The 15022-nt window shown below is 67.0% G+C and carries 12 protein-coding genes; 3 read left to right on the top strand and 9 right to left on the bottom strand.

The window, feature by feature from the left end; translation table 11 throughout:
• The first annotated feature begins 10 nt into the window (after positions 1–10).
• The gene (locus tag QQL87_RS26020; RefSeq protein WP_284421830.1) at positions 11–1336 is read left to right on the top strand and encodes an FMN-binding glutamate synthase family protein; all 1326 of its coding nucleotides are present in this window, start codon (positions 11–13) and stop codon (positions 1334–1336) included.
• Positions 1337–1411: 75 nt separating this feature from the next.
• Positions 1412–2710, top strand: coding sequence for a type III glutamate--ammonia ligase (glnT, locus tag QQL87_RS26015; RefSeq protein WP_284421828.1), 1299 nt, complete (start codon positions 1412–1414; stop codon positions 2708–2710).
• Between the two features lie 379 nt (positions 2711–3089).
• On the opposite strand, the gene QQL87_RS26010 is transcribed toward glnT, so the two are convergent.
• From QQL87_RS26010 to QQL87_RS25995, 4 genes are read right to left on the bottom strand one after another with little or no spacing between them, the layout of a single operon-like run.
• The gene (locus QQL87_RS26010) at positions 3090–3686 is read right to left on the bottom strand and encodes a sarcosine oxidase subunit gamma (RefSeq protein WP_284421827.1); all 597 of its coding nucleotides are present in this window, start codon (positions 3684–3686) and stop codon (positions 3090–3092) included.
• A complete protein-coding gene (locus QQL87_RS26005; RefSeq protein WP_284421826.1) occupies positions 3679–6654 on the bottom strand; it encodes a sarcosine oxidase subunit alpha family protein in 2976 nt (991 codons plus the stop codon). Before QQL87_RS26005 ends, QQL87_RS26010 begins: the two co-directional genes overlap by 8 nt.
• Complete coding sequence (locus tag QQL87_RS26000) at positions 6651–6914, bottom strand: sarcosine oxidase subunit delta (protein ID WP_284421825.1); 264 nt, start codon at positions 6912–6914, stop codon at positions 6651–6653. Before QQL87_RS26000 ends, QQL87_RS26005 begins: the two co-directional genes overlap by 4 nt.
• A gap of 8 nt (positions 6915–6922) precedes the next feature.
• Complete coding sequence (locus QQL87_RS25995) at positions 6923–8173, bottom strand: sarcosine oxidase subunit beta family protein (RefSeq protein ID WP_284421824.1); 1251 nt, start codon at positions 8171–8173, stop codon at positions 6923–6925.
• Positions 8174–8229: 56 nt separating this feature from the next.
• Between QQL87_RS25995 and QQL87_RS25990 the strand changes: the two genes are divergently transcribed.
• The gene (locus tag QQL87_RS25990) at positions 8230–9213 is read left to right on the top strand and encodes a GlxA family transcriptional regulator (RefSeq protein ID WP_284421823.1); all 984 of its coding nucleotides are present in this window, start codon (positions 8230–8232) and stop codon (positions 9211–9213) included.
• Between the two features lie 24 nt (positions 9214–9237).
• Here the strand turns inward: QQL87_RS25990 and QQL87_RS25985 are convergent, their stop codons facing one another.
• The 5 genes from QQL87_RS25985 to QQL87_RS25965 all read right to left on the bottom strand — a co-directional run bounded on the left by QQL87_RS25985 (position 9238) and on the right by QQL87_RS25965 (position 14991).
• Positions 9238–9705, bottom strand: a complete 468-nt coding sequence (locus QQL87_RS25985) for a J domain-containing protein (protein ID WP_284421821.1) — start codon at positions 9703–9705, stop codon at positions 9238–9240.
• A gap of 83 nt (positions 9706–9788) precedes the next feature.
• Complete coding sequence (locus QQL87_RS25980) at positions 9789–10127, bottom strand: Rieske 2Fe-2S domain-containing protein (protein ID WP_284421818.1); 339 nt, start codon at positions 10125–10127, stop codon at positions 9789–9791.
• A 117-nt stretch (positions 10128–10244) separates the two neighbouring features.
• Positions 10245–12128, bottom strand: coding sequence for a DNA translocase FtsK (locus tag QQL87_RS25975; protein ID WP_284421817.1), 1884 nt, complete (start codon positions 12126–12128; stop codon positions 10245–10247).
• A complete protein-coding gene (locus tag QQL87_RS25970; protein ID WP_284421816.1) occupies positions 12110–14215 on the bottom strand; it encodes a hypothetical protein in 2106 nt (701 codons plus the stop codon). The genes QQL87_RS25975 and QQL87_RS25970 overlap by 19 nt, the downstream gene beginning before the upstream one ends.
• Positions 14212–14991, bottom strand: coding sequence for a hypothetical protein (locus QQL87_RS25965; RefSeq protein WP_284421814.1), 780 nt, complete (start codon positions 14989–14991; stop codon positions 14212–14214). Before QQL87_RS25965 ends, QQL87_RS25970 begins: the two co-directional genes overlap by 4 nt.
• Positions 14992–15022 lie beyond the last annotated feature (31 nt).

The following is a 15022-nucleotide window of genomic DNA, read 5'->3' as shown; positions in this document are numbered from 1 at the left end:
GGCCATCCCCATGTCCGCGCCTCCGCATCGCACCCCGCCGCGCTTCTCCGCGACCTTCAACCCGAATGTGATCGCCGAGATCCAGCGGGCGGCTGCGACCGGCATCTACGATATCCGCGGTGGCGGCGCCAAGCGTCCTCTGCCGCATTTCGACGACCTGCTGTTCCTCGGCGCCTCGATCTCGCGCTATCCGCTCGAAGGCTATCGCGAAAAATGCGGCACCGACGTCACGCTGGGCACGCGCTTCGCGAAGAAGCCGATCAAGCTGAAGATCCCCGTCACCATCGCCGGCATGAGCTTTGGCTCGCTGTCGGGTCCCGCCAAGGAAGCGCTCGGACGCGGCGCGTCCGCCGCCGGCACGTCGACCACGACGGGCGACGGCGGCATGACTCCGGAGGAACGCGGGCACTCGTCGATCCTCGTCTATCAATATCTGCCGTCGCGCTACGGCATGAATCCGGACGATCTGCGCAAGGCCGACGCCATCGAGATCGTGATCGGCCAGGGCGCCAAACCCGGCGGCGGCGGCATGCTGCTCGGGCAGAAGATCTCGCCACGCGTCGCCAAGATGCGCACCTTGCCGGAGGGCATCGATCAGCGCTCGGCCTGCCGTCATCCGGACTGGACCGGCCCTGACGATCTCGAGATCAAGATCGAGGAGCTCCGCGAGATCACCGATTGGGAGAAGCCGATCTACGTCAAGGTCGGCGCGAGCCGGCCCTATTACGACACGGCGCTGGCGGCGAAGTCCGGCGCCGACGTGATCGTGCTCGACGGCATGCAGGGCGGCACGGCGGCGACCCAGGACGTCTTCATCGAGCATGTCGGCCTGCCGACGCTCGCAGCCATCCGCCCCGCCGTGCAGGCGCTGCAGGATCTCGGCCTGCATCGCAAGCTGCAGCTGATCGTCTCCGGCGGCATCCGCACCGGCGCCGACGTCGCCAAGGCGCTCGCGCTCGGGGCCGACGCGGTCTCGGTGGGGACGGCGGCGCTGATCGCGCTCGGCGACAATGATCCGCAATGGGAGGCCGAGTATCAGAAGCTCGGCACCACCGCAGGCGCCTATGACGACTGGCAGGAAGGCCTCGATCCCGCAGGGATCACCACCCAGGACCCGGCGCTCGCCGCAAGGCTCGATCCGGTCAAGGCCGGACGCCGGCTCGCCAACTATCTGTCGGTGCTGACCCTGGAGGCGCAGACGATCGCGCGCGCCTGCGGCAAGAGCCATCTGCACAATCTCGAGCCGGAGGACCTGGTCGCGCTGACGATCGAGGCCGCGGCGATGGCGGGCGTGCCGCTCGCCGGCACCAGCTGGATTCCGGGACTGGACAAATAGCAGGCAGCGCAGCGCGCCGCTGATGAGGTCGATGGATATGACAATGCCGGGTCTTGCAGACTCAAAGGGGACATCATGTCGAGTAGCCTTCATGCCATCGCCTGTGAGCGGGGCATCAAGTATTTTCTGATCTCCTACACTGATCTGTTCGGCGTGCAGCGTGCCAAGCTGGTGCCGGCGGCGGCCATCGATGGCATGGTCAAGACCGGCGCGGGCTTTGCCGGCTTCGCCACCTGGCTGGACATGACCCCGGCCGACCCGGATGTGTTCGCAATGCCCGATCCGGCGAGCCTGATCCAGCTGCCGTGGAAGCCGGAGGTCGGCTGGCTCGCCGCCGATCCCTGGATGAACGGCAAGCCGGTGGCGCACGCGCCGCGCAACCTGCTCAAGCGCATGATCGCCGATGCCGCCGCGCAAGGCTATGAGCTGAAGTCCGGCGTCGAATGCGAGTTCTTCCTGATCACCGCCGACGGCAGCGCGCCGTCTGATGTCGCGGACAAGCAGTCGAAGCCCTGCTACGACCAGCAGGCGCTGATGCGGCGCTACGAGGTGATCGCCGAGATCTGCGACGCCATGCTGTCGCTGGGCTGGAAGCCGTATCAGAACGATCACGAGGACGCCAACGGCCAGTTTGAGATGAACTGGGAGTTCGACACCGCGCTCAAGACCGCCGACCGCCACGCCTTCTTCAAATACATGGTGCGCTCGATCGCCGAGAAGCACGGCCTGCGCGCCACCTTCATGCCAAAGCCGTTCGTCGATCTCACCGGCAATGGCTGCCACGCCCATGTCTCGGTCTGGAAGGACGGCCGCAACCTGTTCGAGGACGAGGCCGGCGAGCTCGGCGTCTCCAAGCTGGGCTATCAGTTCCTCGGCGGCATCATGCATTCAGCCGATGCGCTGGCCGCGCTGTTCAATCCGACCGTCAACTCCTACAAGCGCATCAATGCGGCGCGCACGACGTCGGGCGCGACCTGGGCGCCGAACTCAGTCACCTATTCCGGCAACAACCGCACGCATCTCATTCGGATTCCCGAAGCCGGCCGCTTCGAGGTCCGCCTCGCCGACGGCGCGGCCAATCCCTATCTGCTGCAGAGCGGACTGCTTGCAGCCGGTCTCGATGGCATCGCCAATGATCGCGACCCGGGTCCACGCCTCGACATCAACATGTACACCGACGGCCACACGGTGAAGACCGGCAAGAAGCTGCCGCTCAATTTGCTCGACGCCATCCGCGCGCTGCAGGCCTCGCCCGTCCTGACCGAGACGCTCGGCGATTTCATTCCCTGCTACGTCAAGCTCAAGACCGAGGAATGGAACGCCTATGCGCGCCACCTGACCGAGTGGGAGCGCGAAACGACGCTGGATTGCTGATCAGCTACACCAGCTGCCGTCATTCCGGGGCGCGCGGAACGCGCGAGCCCGGAATCCATATTCACAGGCCGGCATGAGCCGCGAGCGAGTTGTGGTACTGATCGTTGTCCCAACCACCGTTCGTGGTTATGGATTCCGGGCTCGTGCTGCGCACGCCCCGGAATGACAGGTGCGGATGGGCCACGCGTCAAACGCGCCTCGGTGTGCAGCGGGAGGCGTAGGGTGGGCAAAGACATCGGGCGGCGCAAGCCGCGCGATGGCGTGCCCACCAATTGTCTATCCTCGGAAAAATGGTGGGCACGGCGCTCGACACCGCTGTCGACAAGTCTTAGCGTGCAAGGCGCCTTTGCTCACCCTACGGCACCGTGCTCGGTGTGATCTAATGCTGCTTCACCTCGCAGCCGAATTCGGCTGCGGCGTCGGAGAACCAGCGCCAGAAGCTGCGGGACAGGCTGCGGAACACCGCGATGTCGAAGCAGGGCTGTCCGTCGTGATCGTCGTTGCGCCAGATGATGGCGCCGATATGAGCCACGACGGTCGTGGCAGCAGCGCCCGGCGGGAAGGCGCGCTCATGCAGATCGATGGGAAAGCCCTTGGCGAGCACGTCGCGGATGGCCGCGCCGCCGACGCGGAAGACGACGTAGCCGCCGCTCTGGTCGACGATCGAGCCGAGCGGACCGATCGCAGCCTTCAATGAGGGGGCGAGGTGGTGACTTTGGCCGTCGGCGACGGCGAGCCAATGGTGCGGACCAAGGCCGACGAAGGCGATTGTCCCGGCGCGCGATATCGCCGGTGCCTGCGGCAGCGACACGCCATACTGCTGCTGGATGAGATCCCGCAACGCCGCGTCCTGGCCCTTGCGGGCCTGCAGCGTCGCCAAACCGAGATTGGCGCGTTCGGCGATCGTGACGCGGCTGCCTGGCGGCGCGGGCGTCTCATCGGCAAATGTCGGGCGTGACGACAGGCTTTCAGCCATGAAGCCGTGCTCCCTGTGGATCGAGGAAGACCGGTGAGACGAGCTCGACCTCGGTGTCGCCGTCGCGGACGGGATCATAGGCCCGCATCCGCTCGCCGATCCGCTGAGGTCCGCGCCTGACCAGCGCAAGGCCGATCCAGTGTCCCAGCGTCGGCGAGAACGCGACCGAGGTGACATAGCCCTGGTCGTTCTCGGTCGTCGGCGCCGCGCCGACGGCTAGCATATGAGCGCCGGCGCGCAGCCGCGCGAGCGGATCGACCGGGCGCAGGCCGACCAGCGTCGGCCGGTCGGGGTCGACGAGGCCGGGTCGCTGTGCGAGCACGCGGCCGATATAGTCCTTCTTCTGCGACATCATGCGTCCGAGGCCGAGATCGGTCGCGGTGGTGGTGCCGTTGATCTCGTTGCCCGCGACGTGGCCTTTCTCGATGCGCATCACGCCGAGCGCCTCGGTGCCGTAGGGCACGATCCCGAGATCGGCGCCGGCCTCCATGATGGCGCGGATCGCGGCGTCGCCATATTGCGCGGGGACCGCGATCTCATAGGCGAGCTCGCCGGAGAACGAGACTCGGAACAGCCGCGCCGGCACGTCGCGCCAGGTGAATGCGACGCAGCCGAGATAAGGGAGCGCGGCATCGGACGCGTCGATGACGTCGCCGAGGAGCCGCTCCAGCAGCTGCCGCGCGTTGGGGCCAGCGATGGAATATTGCGACCATTGCTCGGTGACCGAGACCAGCTGCACGTCGAGCTCCGGCCACAGCACCTGCCGCGCATGCTCCAGGTGCTGCATGACCTTCGCGGCATTCGCGGTCGTGGTCGAGACCACATAGTGATCGGGCGCGAAGCGGGCGGCGGTGCCGTCGTCCATCACGATGCCGTCCTCGCGCAGCATCACGCCGTAACGTGTCTTGCCGACGGGCAGGGTCGAAAACATGTTGATGTAGACGCGGTCGAGGAAGAGGCCGGCGTCGCTGCCCTGCACGTCGATCTTGCCGAGCGTCGACACGTCGCAGACGCCGACCTTGCTGCGGACGTCGCGCACCTCTCGCGAGACGATCGGCAGCCAGTCGGACTCGCCCTCTTGCGTGAACCATTGCGCGCGCAGCCAGGCGCCGGCCTCGACGAAGCTCGCCTTGTTCTGCTCCGCCCAGCCATGGCCGGCGGTCAGCCGCGTCGGCCGGAAGTCGCGGCCGCGATGATGGCCGGCAAAGGCGCCGATCGCGACCGGAATCACCGGCGCGCGAAAGACGGTGGTGCCGATCTCGGCCATGGTGCGGCCGGTCAGCTCGGCCATCATCGCGTGGCCGTTGATGTTGGACGTCTTGCCCTGGTCGGTCGCCATGCCCAAGGTCGTGTAGCGCTTCAAGTGCTCGACCGAGCGGAAGCCCTCGCGCGCCGCGAGGGCGACGTCGGCGCTGGTCACGTCATGCTGGAAATCGACGAAGGCTTTTGATGATGACGCGACATGCCAGAACGCCGACAGCTCGACCTTGTCGTCATCGGTGCGCGGCACGGGCGGAGCGGCGACGGTGAAGCCTGTGGCTTCTGCGGCGGCCGCGCCAAGTGCGGCCCCCTGCCGTAGCGCCTCGGCAAGGCTGAACGCGCCGGACACCGCGCCCGCGACGCTCATGCCCGGCGGCAGCGCATCGGGAACGAACGTGGCGGCGGTCTCCGACCAGCGCGGCTTCTGGCCGAGATGCGTGGTCAGGCCGAGATTGGGCGACCAGCCGGCTGATATCGCCAGGAGATCGACGCGCAGCCTGCGCGAGCCGTCGTCGGCGGTGCGGAGCGTGATCGCCTGGAGGCGGTGCTGTCCGCGCGTGTCGGTCACGTCGGCGCCGAGATGAACGGGAATGCCGAGGCGCGTCGCCTCGGCGCGCAGCTGCGGTGCGACCGTATGGCGATGGTCGATGATGGCGGCCACGGTGGCGCCGTTGCGCGCGAGATCGAAGGCGGTGCTCCAGGCATCGTCGCAGCCGGTGTAGATCGCAGCCTGACGGCCGGGCGCCACGGCGAACCTGTTGATGTAGGTGCGCACGCCCGCGGCCATCATCACGCCAGGGCGGTCGTTGCCGCCGAACACGATCGGGCGTTCGATGGCGCCGCTGGCGAGTACCGCGCGCCTGGCGACGATCTTCCACAGCCGCTGGCGCGGCTGATGCAGCGGCGGCTCGGGCAGATGATCGGAGACGCGCTCGAGCGCGCCATAGGTGCCGCCATCATAGACGCCGAACACGCTGGTGCGCCTGAGGATGCGGGCGTTCGGCAACGCGTCCAGCTCAGCGATGACATGGCGCGTCCATTCGGCGCCGGGCCGGCCATCGATCTCCCGGAGATCGCCATTGAGCCGGCCACCGAGAACGGAGTCCTCGTCGCACAGGATGACGCGCGCACCGCTGCGGCCGGCCGTCAACGCCGCTGAGAGTCCCGCCGCGCCGCCGCCGATGATGAGCACGTCGCAGAACGCGTGGATCGTCTCATAGGTGTCCGGATCGGCCTCGCCGCTGGCGTGGCCGAGGCCGGCGGCATGGCGGATCGCCGGCTCGTAGACCTTCTCCCAGAACGCGGCCGGCCACATGAAGGTCTTGTAGTAGAAGCCGGCGACGAACAGCGGCGACAGCAGCGAGTTGATCGCGCCGACGTCGTAGCGCAGCGACGGCCAGCGGTTCTGGCTCCAGGCCTGCAGTCCGTCGTGGAGCTCGATCGTCGTCGCGCGCGTGTTCGGCTCGCGCCGGGCCCCGGAGCGCAGTTCCACCAGCGCGTTCGGCTCCTCGGGGCCGGCGGTCAGGATGCCGCGGGGCCGGTGATATTTGAAGGAGCGGCCGACGAGGCGGACGCCATGGGCGAGCAGCGCCGAGGCCAGCGTGTCGCCGGCAAAGCCTTGATAGGTGTCGTCATCGAAGCTGAAGCGGATCGATCGGCTGCGATCGATCAGGCCGCCAGCCGCGAGACGGTTTTGTGCCGACGTCATGCCGCGCCCCGCTTGGCGAGCGTGGCGCCGAGCACCTCGTGAGTCCTGACGTCGCGCGTCACGACCAGCCAACTGCGGCAGCCCTGGGCGTGATACCACAGCTCCTGATGCCGGCCCGCCGGATTGTCGCGCAGATAGACCGCATCGAAGAAGAGCTGCGACGCGTCGGCTGCTGTTGGATCCGGCCGCGGCTCGGTGTCGCCATGATAGGCGAACTCCATGAGGTCACGCTCGCCGCAGAACGGGCAGGGGATTCGCATGGTCGGCCTCAGTGCAGGTTCGGTTGCGCGCCCTGACCTTTTTCATCGATCAGGTGGCCGGTGGCGAAGCGGTCGAGGCGGTAGGCTCTGGCTGTGGGATGCGGCTCGTCGCGTGCCAGCAGATGGGCGAAGCACCAGCCGGAGCCCGGCGTTGCCTTGAAGCCGCCATAGCACCAGCCGGCATTGAGATAGAGGCCCTGCAGCGGTGTGCGATCGATGATCGGCGAGCCGTCCATCGACATGTCGACGAGGCCGCCCCAGGAGCGCAGCATGCGCACGCGGCCGATCACCGGCATCAGCGCCATGCCGCCTTCGCAGACGTCCTCGACGGTCGGCAGGTTGCCGCGCTGGGCATAGGAATTGTAGCCGTCGATGTCGCCACCGAACACCAGCCCGCCCTTGTCGGACTGGCTGATGTAGAAATGGCCGGCGCCGAACGTGACGACGCCGGGGATCAGTGGCTTGATGGCTTCGGAGACGAAGGCCTGCAGCACGTGGCTTTCGATCGGCAACCGCAGGCCGGCATACTGCGCAACCCGCGAGCTGCTGCCGGCGACCGCGAGCCCGACCTTGCCGGCGCCGATCGTGCCCCGCGTCGTGGTGACGCCGGTGACGCGATCGCCGTCGCGCACGAAGCCGGTGACCTCGCAGTTCTGGATGATGTCGACGCCAAGGTCGCTGGCGCCGCGGGCGTAGCCCCAGACCACGGCATCGTGGCGCGCCGTGCCGCCGCGCCGCTGCAGCAGGCCGCCCTTGATCGGAAAGCGCGCATTGTCGAAGTCCAGGAACGGCAGCATGCTCCGGACGGCGCCGGCATCGAGCAGCTCGGCATCGGCGCCGGCCAGCCGCATCGCATTGCCGCGGCGGGCGAAGGCGTCGCGCTGCGCGTCGGAGTGATAGAGATTGAGCACGCCGCGCTGGCTGACCATCGCGTTGTAGTTCAGGTCCTGCTCAAGGCCCTCCCACAGCTTCATCGACCATTCGTAGAACGGCTCGTTGCCCGGCAGCAGATAGTTGGAGCGGATGATCGTGGTGTTGCGGCCGGCATTGCCGGAGCCGATCCAGCCCTTTTCGACGACGGCGACCTTGCGGATGCCGTGCTCCTTGGCGAGGTAATAGGCGGTCGCAAGCCCATGCCCGCCGCCCCCGACGATGATGACGTCGTAGCTCGCCTGCGGGGCGGCATCGCGCCAGACCGGCTGCCAGCCGCGATGGCCGCGCAGCGCCTGGCGGGCGAGGGAGAACAGCGAATAGCGCATGCGCGTCGAACCACCGGATTGTCTGGCGCAGCATGCGTTGCTATGCCTGTCCCGATATGTCCAGAAACGACGTAAAAGGGTCCAAAGGCGACGAGATCAGGGTCCACCGGGTCGGCTTCCTGCTGATCCCCGGCTTTGCCCTGATGTCCTATGCATCGGCGGCCGAGCCGCTGCGCGCGGCGAACGTGCTGAGCGGCCGGACGCTGTATCGCTGGCGCCACATCGCGATCCGCGGCACCGACATTCCGGCCTCCAATGGCGTCCGGATTCCGGCCGATTCGACGATCAGCACCGCCGCGCGCTTCGAGTCCATCGTGCTCTGTGCTGGCGGCAATCCGGCTGCGTTCTCACATCCGCCGACCCTCGCTTATCTGAGACGGGCCGCGCGCCAGGGCGTCCGGCTGATCGGCGTCTCGGCCGGTCCGTTCATCCTGGCGCAGGCGGGTCTGCTGGACGGCTATCGCTGCACCATCCATTGGGAGCATATGCCGGCGTTCACCGAGACGTTCCCGGCGCTGCCGCTCAGCCGTTCGCTGTTCGAGATCGACCGTGACCGCTTCACCTGCGCCGGGGGCATCGCAGCGCTCGACATGATGCACGCGATGATCCGGATCGATCATGGCGCGCGATTGGCGTCCGCCGTCAGCGACTGGTTCCTGCAGACCGAGGTCCGCGGCGGCGAGGCCGCGCAGCGATTGTCGCCGGCCGAGCGCTTCGGCGTCCATCATCCAAAGCTCGTCGACGCGCTGCTGCGGATGGAGAAGCGCATCGAGCGCCCGCTCGTGCCTAGGGAGTTGGCGCGGCTCGCCGGCCTGTCGCAGCGCCAGCTGGAGCGTCTGTTTGCCGAGCATCTCGGGACGACGATCCATCGGCGCTATCTGCAGGTCCGGCTGGAGCAGGCGCGGGTGCTGCTGCGCCAGAGCACGCTCGCGATCGGCGAGATCGCGCTCGCCACCGGCTTTGCCACGCCGATGCACTTTGCGCGCTGCTATCGCCGGCAGTTCGGGCTCGCGCCGCGCGAGGAGCGGAGCGCGCGCTGACGCCGGCCTGCGGCGGCGATCGCATCAGTCCAATTGCGCCAGCAGCGCCTCGCGCGCCTCGGATATACGCCGATACAGCTCATTGTTGCCGCCGGCGTCGGGATGCGCCGTCTTGGCCAGCCGGCGGAACGCGGCCTTGATGTCCGTCGCCGTCAGTACGCCTTGCAGGGGCAGTTCGAGGACGGCGCGAGAGGCTTCGTCATCCTGATCGCGCGAGAGCTGATCCCACAGGGCGCGCCGTGCGGTCCGCGCTGCGATGCGCAGCGCATCCTGATCCTCGCGCCAGCGCTGCTGCGACATCACGAGACAGGCGCCGAACGTGATCCGGCCCTGCATCTCCAGCTCGTCGAGGCTGAACGGCCCGACGACGTCATACGGCGGCGCCAGCCGTGCACGCCGTTCCGACGTGCCGTCGACGATGGGGTCGAGGCGGACCGTGTCGACAATCCCGATCGACCCGTTCCAGATCACCCATTCCGCCGCGCTCGTCATGCAACTGATCTCGTCGAACCGGGCCTCCGTCCGTCGTCCGGAAAGGGGAGACCCGGCGTCTGCTCTGCTCCTCGATGGGCTGGTCAGGCCGGCGTCCGGGCCGGCTTGACCGGGCCGACATCAACCTGGATCTCGCTGCCCTCGATCTGCAGCGGATAGGCATGCAGCGCGTTGCGGACCAGATGGGTGACGCATTTGCCGCTCGCGCTGTCGAACCCCCATTGATGGTGCGGACAGGTGATGGTCTTGCCGTCGAAGGTCGCATCGGTCAGCGGCACGTCGGCATGCGGACAGCGGCCGCGAAACGCCTTCAGCTCGCCGCCATCAGGCCAGAGCAGCAGCACGCTCTTCTTGCCGACCTGGAACAGGCCCATCCCGCCTTCGGAGATGGCGCTTGTCGGACACACTGCAGTGAAAGCCATCGGATCGCCTGCGTATTGGTGACGTCAGGCAGCCTCACGCAAGTTCCGGACCAGCGGAAAATCGCGAACAAGCAGCGGATCGTTGTCGCAAAAGCGACAGTGCGCGTGGCGTCGGGGCTATTTGCGGCCGAGCGCGGCGAGGAATTCGGTTTGCGGGATGAAGAGTCCCTGTGCGCGCACGAGGCCGCGGCCGAGATCGCACAACAGGTCACCCTTGCCGAACAGGCTTTCGGCGCCGGGTTCGTCGAGCACGATCTGCGCATTCACCGCATTGGCGACTTTGAGGCAGACCTTCAGCGGCAGATTGGATTTGATCAGGCCAGTGACGACGGCGCGGTCGGGCCGTTGCGTCGCCAACACGAGATGGATGCCGGCGGCGCGGCCCTTGCCGGCGATGCGGGCAACCAGCGCCTCGAATTCCTTCTTGTCGTCCCGTCCGGCGAGGATCAGATCAGCGAATTCATCGAAGACCAGCACGAGAAACGGCAGGTCGGTCTTGCCGCTCTTGATGTAGTCGCCGAGGTTGACGACGCCGGCGCCGTTCAGGAGCTGATAACGCGCATCCATCTCCTTCACCGCGTCACGCAGGATCCTCAGCGCCTCTGTGAGCGTCGTGGCAACCGGACGCCACAGATAGGGACTGCCGCCGACGCCCGAGAACGTCAGGATCTTCGGGTCGATCAGCGCGATCTTCACCTGCTCCGGCGAACCGCGCAGCAGCATGCTGGCGACCATCGCCTTCAGCCATTCGCTCTTGCCGCTTCCGGTCGAGCCCGCGACCAGCGCGTGGCAGGTGTTGGGATCGGCGAAGTCGGCCACGATCGGATGGCCTTCGACGTCGATGCCGACCGGAAAGCTGACCATGCTCTTCAAGGCAGATGCGAGCGGCCCCGCCAGCGCATCCTTGAGCAGACATGGCTTCGGATCGGGCCGCGGCAGATCGAGAATGACAAAGCCCTTGCCGGCCTTGATCAGCGGCGGCTCGGCGAGGCCAAGCTTCACCTGCAGGTCGGCGGCACGGTTTGCGAGCGAGGAGACTTTCACGCCGGGGCCCGGCGTGAGCCGCAGCCGGATCAGCTGCGGTCCCTCGATGACATCGGCGCATTCGACAACCAGATTGAAGCTGCGGAAGGCTTCAGTGACGGCTCTGCCGAGAGAATTCGCGCCGGGCGGCGTGGCAGGGGCGATCTCTTCGGCCGGCTTCAACGAGGCCGGCCGCGGCTTGGGAGGCGTTGTGACGGCGGGGCGCGACGGCGCGACCCCGGCCTTGTCGCCGAACATCTCCTGCAGCACCGGTTCGACCATGCCGGTGAAGATGTCCTTCAACTCGTCCGGTGAGACAGAGACCTCGTGAAATTCAGGCAGGTAGTACTCCAGCGTCCCGGAGAACTCGCAACCCGGCCGCCAGATCGGCAGCAGATGGCCGTAGATGGCAAGTTGCACGAGGTCGGCCTTCTGCCGCGCGCCCTGGCTCAGCTTGTAGTCCACGACTTCCAGATGTCGCTCCGGATGGATGCGGATCGCATCGACGCGGCCGCGGATCTCCACGATCGTGCCGTCGACCTGAACCGGAATGCGGGCGAGATCCTGCTCGGCTGCGACGAAGACGTCCTGCCAGTTCTCGAAATGGCGCGTCCGCGTCCTCAGCGCGATCAGGCGGGCGCAGAAGCGGCGCATCCGCTCGGTGAAGACAGCGGCGTCCTCGGCTCGTCCGGCCTCGAACAATTTGTCGGTCAGAGCCTGCAGCGACGTGGCCCAGAGGTGATCGACCAGCGCATCGACTGTCGCGATCCGCGCGGCCGCCGTCAGGCTGCCGCGGGCCGTCAGCCAGCCGACCAGTCTCTCGACCTCCTTGTGGAACTGCACGCCCATCGCACGCGCGGTGCCGACAGGTGCGAAGCTCTTGGTCGACGGCTTCTCGCCGCGCAGCCATCTGGCGCGCCAGTCCGGATCGAGAACGGCGAAGGTGAGCTCGGTCGCCGTTATGCTGTGATGCGCCATTGCAGGAAGATCGTCTTGGGTCCGGGATGGGCCTTGAGATTGGGATGGGCCTCGACGCTGCGCAACAGCGGATCGCGCAGCTCCGTCCTGCCGAGCCTTGCGAGCACGACGGAGATGTCGACGATGCGCTGCTCGCGGACGAGGTCGAGCACGACGCGGAGCCTCTCGGCATCGAGCATGTCGGCTGCGGCCGACGTTCGTTCGGTCGTCTTCGGCTGCTGCGCGGCGGGTCCGCCCGCGTCGATGCTGCGGACCTGGATCGGAAGTCCGGCTGCGGCGATGTCGGCGAGGAACGGGGCGAACCGCGCCTGCAGCCAGGCCAGCGCGGCAGGGCCGGAGAAGGCAATGTTGCCCTGGAGCGCGTTGGAATAGAGCTCGCGTGCGGCGTGGAGCTCGCAGACCTGGTCGGCGGTCAGCTCGACGATGCGGAAGCCATGGCCGCTCGCTTTGTCCATCGTCGCCTTGGCGACCGCCCATGACGGCCGCGGCACGCGCGCGAGATCCGGCGTGCGGAACACATAGGCGAGGATGCGGCGATCGCCCTGTGCGGTGGCCATCGCAATCGCCTCGTCGGCGATCGCCTTCCAGCGCCGCCAATGGTCACCGCCCTCGAAGGCGAAGTAGACGCTGCGGTCCGGCCAGCGCCATTCGAACGAGAAGTAGCGGCGGCCCGAGGTGCGGCCGACCTTCACGCCCGTCATCGCCTGTCCGACGTCCTTGGCGAACCACATCAGGCAGTCCTGATTATAGGCCTGAAGCGCCTTCTGGGCGCGGATGTTGTTGAGCTCGACCTGGAAGAGGTCATCGAGGGTCTGCGGGGGAGGTGGCGCAGCATCGGGACGCGCAAGAGCCCTGAACCGGTCTTCCGCGCGCATCAGCAGCGCCCGCACGCCGAGTTCGACCAGGGTCGAGAACAGATCCTCGAGCCAGTTGTCGGCGAAGAAGCGCGCGACGTCCCCGGCAGCCATCTCGCAATGTCTCAGCCGGGCCTCGATCAGCTCGCGGGCGCCGGCCTTGTTGATTCCTTCGAGCGCGATTTCCTGAGAGAAGCGATCGCGATGGGCAGGCTCCAGATGCGGCTTGATGTCCTCGACCCAGTTTCGCTGGTTGGCCGTCACGACCGTCAGGTGATTGCGAAGCTCTGCATAGAGCTGCTCGATGCAGTTGCCGAGCGCCTTGATGAGCATCGGATCGTTGGCGTAGCACTCGGTCTGATCGAAGCAGAAGACGAAGGGGCGGTAGTAGGACGCGAGCTGACACAGGCCCTGCAGCCGGCGAAAGCTCAGGGCGTTGATTTCCTGCGGAGTGACGTCGCCGCGTCCATCATTGTCGGCCTGGTCGAGGCGAAGTTGTTCGACCTCGTCCTGCTCCAGCGGCTCGGCCCGCAGCCATTTGAGCGCGGCGCGCCGGCGCTCGCTGTCGGCATCATCGAACGCACAGGCCACGAGAACCTTCAGCCATGCCTTCTCTCGCCCGTGCAGGTCGATGTGTCGGCTTCCGAGAAGGCCGGCAAGCCGATTGATCGGGCCATTTCCGGCAAACAAGGCGCCAAGCCAGGCCCGCCGGCCCGGCATCTCGGCCGCAGGCAGCGTCCCGCTGGCGAGACGCCGCAGCGCGGGCACGGCTGCCGCGATCTCTGGGGCTCCGTTCTGAGCGAAGTCCGCCACGATATGCGCCAGCGTTCCAACGGCCAGCGAACTGAGCTGGCTCGGGGCCTGCGCGGTCTCGTCATCCGGGCGATCGAGCTCCTGCAGCGTGAGCAGCAGGATCGACTGCCAGGCCTTGTAGGGATCCTGGAACGGACGAAGATACACCTTGGTGGCCTTGCGCCCCAGGGCTGTGAACAGCCGGCCGAGCAGATGCGATTTGCCGTAGCCGCGGTCCGGCGACACGACCAGCTGAGCCCGGTCGGCTTTGACCGGACTGCTGCGGGGCAGCTCGCCGCCGTCGAGCGCGGCGAACTTGGCCAGCACCCGGTCGAGGGGAGCATCATTGAGACCGTTGACCGAAAACGTCACATCGCGGGGCTCGCGGACGATGGCGTCCTCGAACGGATTGACGCGCATCTCGGCGTAAGAGTTGGTCATGGATCGTTCTTGACGACGACGGTGACGAAGGGCTCCGGAAAGCCAGCAAGCCGGATGCCGGCCTCCATTTCCTCCTTGGGAAGATCGACGGTGGTCGTGGGGTGGATCGTGACGCGTCCGGCCTTGGTCTCATCGATCAGCAGACGATGCAGCTCCTCCTTCGACCCATTCAGCGCCTTCATCAGGTCGTAGATCTTCACCGCCGAGAACCCGCCTTGTTCGGCCTTGAGGCGGCGATAGGCTGGCAGGACGTCGTCCAAGGTGAGCGATGCTGCCGCGGTCACATCGCGACCTCCCGACGCCGGTGCGATCCGGCCTTGCTCTGCCGGCTCGAAGCCGAAGTACTCCGCCGCGACGTCGCGATGCAGATAGTATTTCGAGCTGCCGCAGGTCAGCTCGACGATGGCCTGGCTGGAGACGGCGTGCTTGAGGCCATCGGGGAAGAACTTCTTGTTCATCCCGGTGACCTTCTTTCCAAGGCCTGGTTTCGAGATCAGCTTGACGCCGGACGACGCGACCAGGGTCACGATCGCACGGCTCGCGGTCTCGATCGACGGACCGCGCCCGCGGGCGAAGTACAATTGGGCGACACCCTGCTTCAGCGGTCCCCAGATCGCGCCTTCGTGAGCGAGTGTCGCGAGCTTCTCACGCAGTTCCGGCGTTACTTTCTTCGCTGCCGCTTTGCCGCCGAAGGTCGTCCTGATCTTGGCTAGGCTCAGTCCGGCATCGCCGGCCTTGACAATCGCGGGCAAGAGATCGTCGAACGTCACAGCCATCGGCATTCATCCCCCGAGGAGAACCGCCAGC

This window comes from Bradyrhizobium sp. SSBR45G, assembly GCF_030159255.1.
In the GTDB taxonomy this organism is placed as follows: Bacteria; Pseudomonadota; Alphaproteobacteria; order Rhizobiales; family Xanthobacteraceae; genus Bradyrhizobium.
This window is presented reverse-complemented; position numbering and strand designations above follow the sequence as displayed.

What these genes read in the sequence shown, in the direction of transcription:
- QQL87_RS25970 (WP_284421816.1), bottom strand. Translation starts at nt 14,215, where the DNA reads ATGACCAACTCTTACGCCGAGATGCGCGTCAATCCGTTCGAGGACGCC.
- QQL87_RS25995 (WP_284421824.1), bottom strand. Translation starts at nt 8,173, where the DNA reads ATGCGCTATTCGCTGTTCTCCCTCGCCCGCCAGGCGCTGCGCGGCCAT.
- glnT (WP_284421828.1), top strand. Translation starts at nt 1,412, where the DNA reads ATGTCGAGTAGCCTTCATGCCATCGCCTGTGAGCGGGGCATCAAGTAT.
- QQL87_RS26020 (WP_284421830.1), top strand. Translation starts at nt 11, where the DNA reads ATGTCCGCGCCTCCGCATCGCACCCCGCCGCGCTTCTCCGCGACCTTC.
- QQL87_RS25965 (WP_284421814.1), bottom strand. Translation starts at nt 14,991, where the DNA reads ATGGCTGTGACGTTCGACGATCTCTTGCCCGCGATTGTCAAGGCCGGC.
- QQL87_RS26000 (WP_284421825.1), bottom strand. Translation starts at nt 6,914, where the DNA reads ATGCGAATCCCCTGCCCGTTCTGCGGCGAGCGTGACCTCATGGAGTTC.
- QQL87_RS26005 (WP_284421826.1), bottom strand. Translation starts at nt 6,654, where the DNA reads ATGACGTCGGCACAAAACCGTCTCGCGGCTGGCGGCCTGATCGATCGC.
- QQL87_RS25980 (WP_284421818.1), bottom strand. Translation starts at nt 10,127, where the DNA reads ATGGCTTTCACTGCAGTGTGTCCGACAAGCGCCATCTCCGAAGGCGGG.
- QQL87_RS25990 (WP_284421823.1), top strand. Translation starts at nt 8,230, where the DNA reads ATGTCCAGAAACGACGTAAAAGGGTCCAAAGGCGACGAGATCAGGGTC.
- QQL87_RS25985 (WP_284421821.1), bottom strand. Translation starts at nt 9,705, where the DNA reads ATGACGAGCGCGGCGGAATGGGTGATCTGGAACGGGTCGATCGGGATT.
- QQL87_RS25975 (WP_284421817.1), bottom strand. Translation starts at nt 12,128, where the DNA reads ATGGCGCATCACAGCATAACGGCGACCGAGCTCACCTTCGCCGTTCTC.
- QQL87_RS26010 (WP_284421827.1), bottom strand. Translation starts at nt 3,686, where the DNA reads ATGGCTGAAAGCCTGTCGTCACGCCCGACATTTGCCGATGAGACGCCC.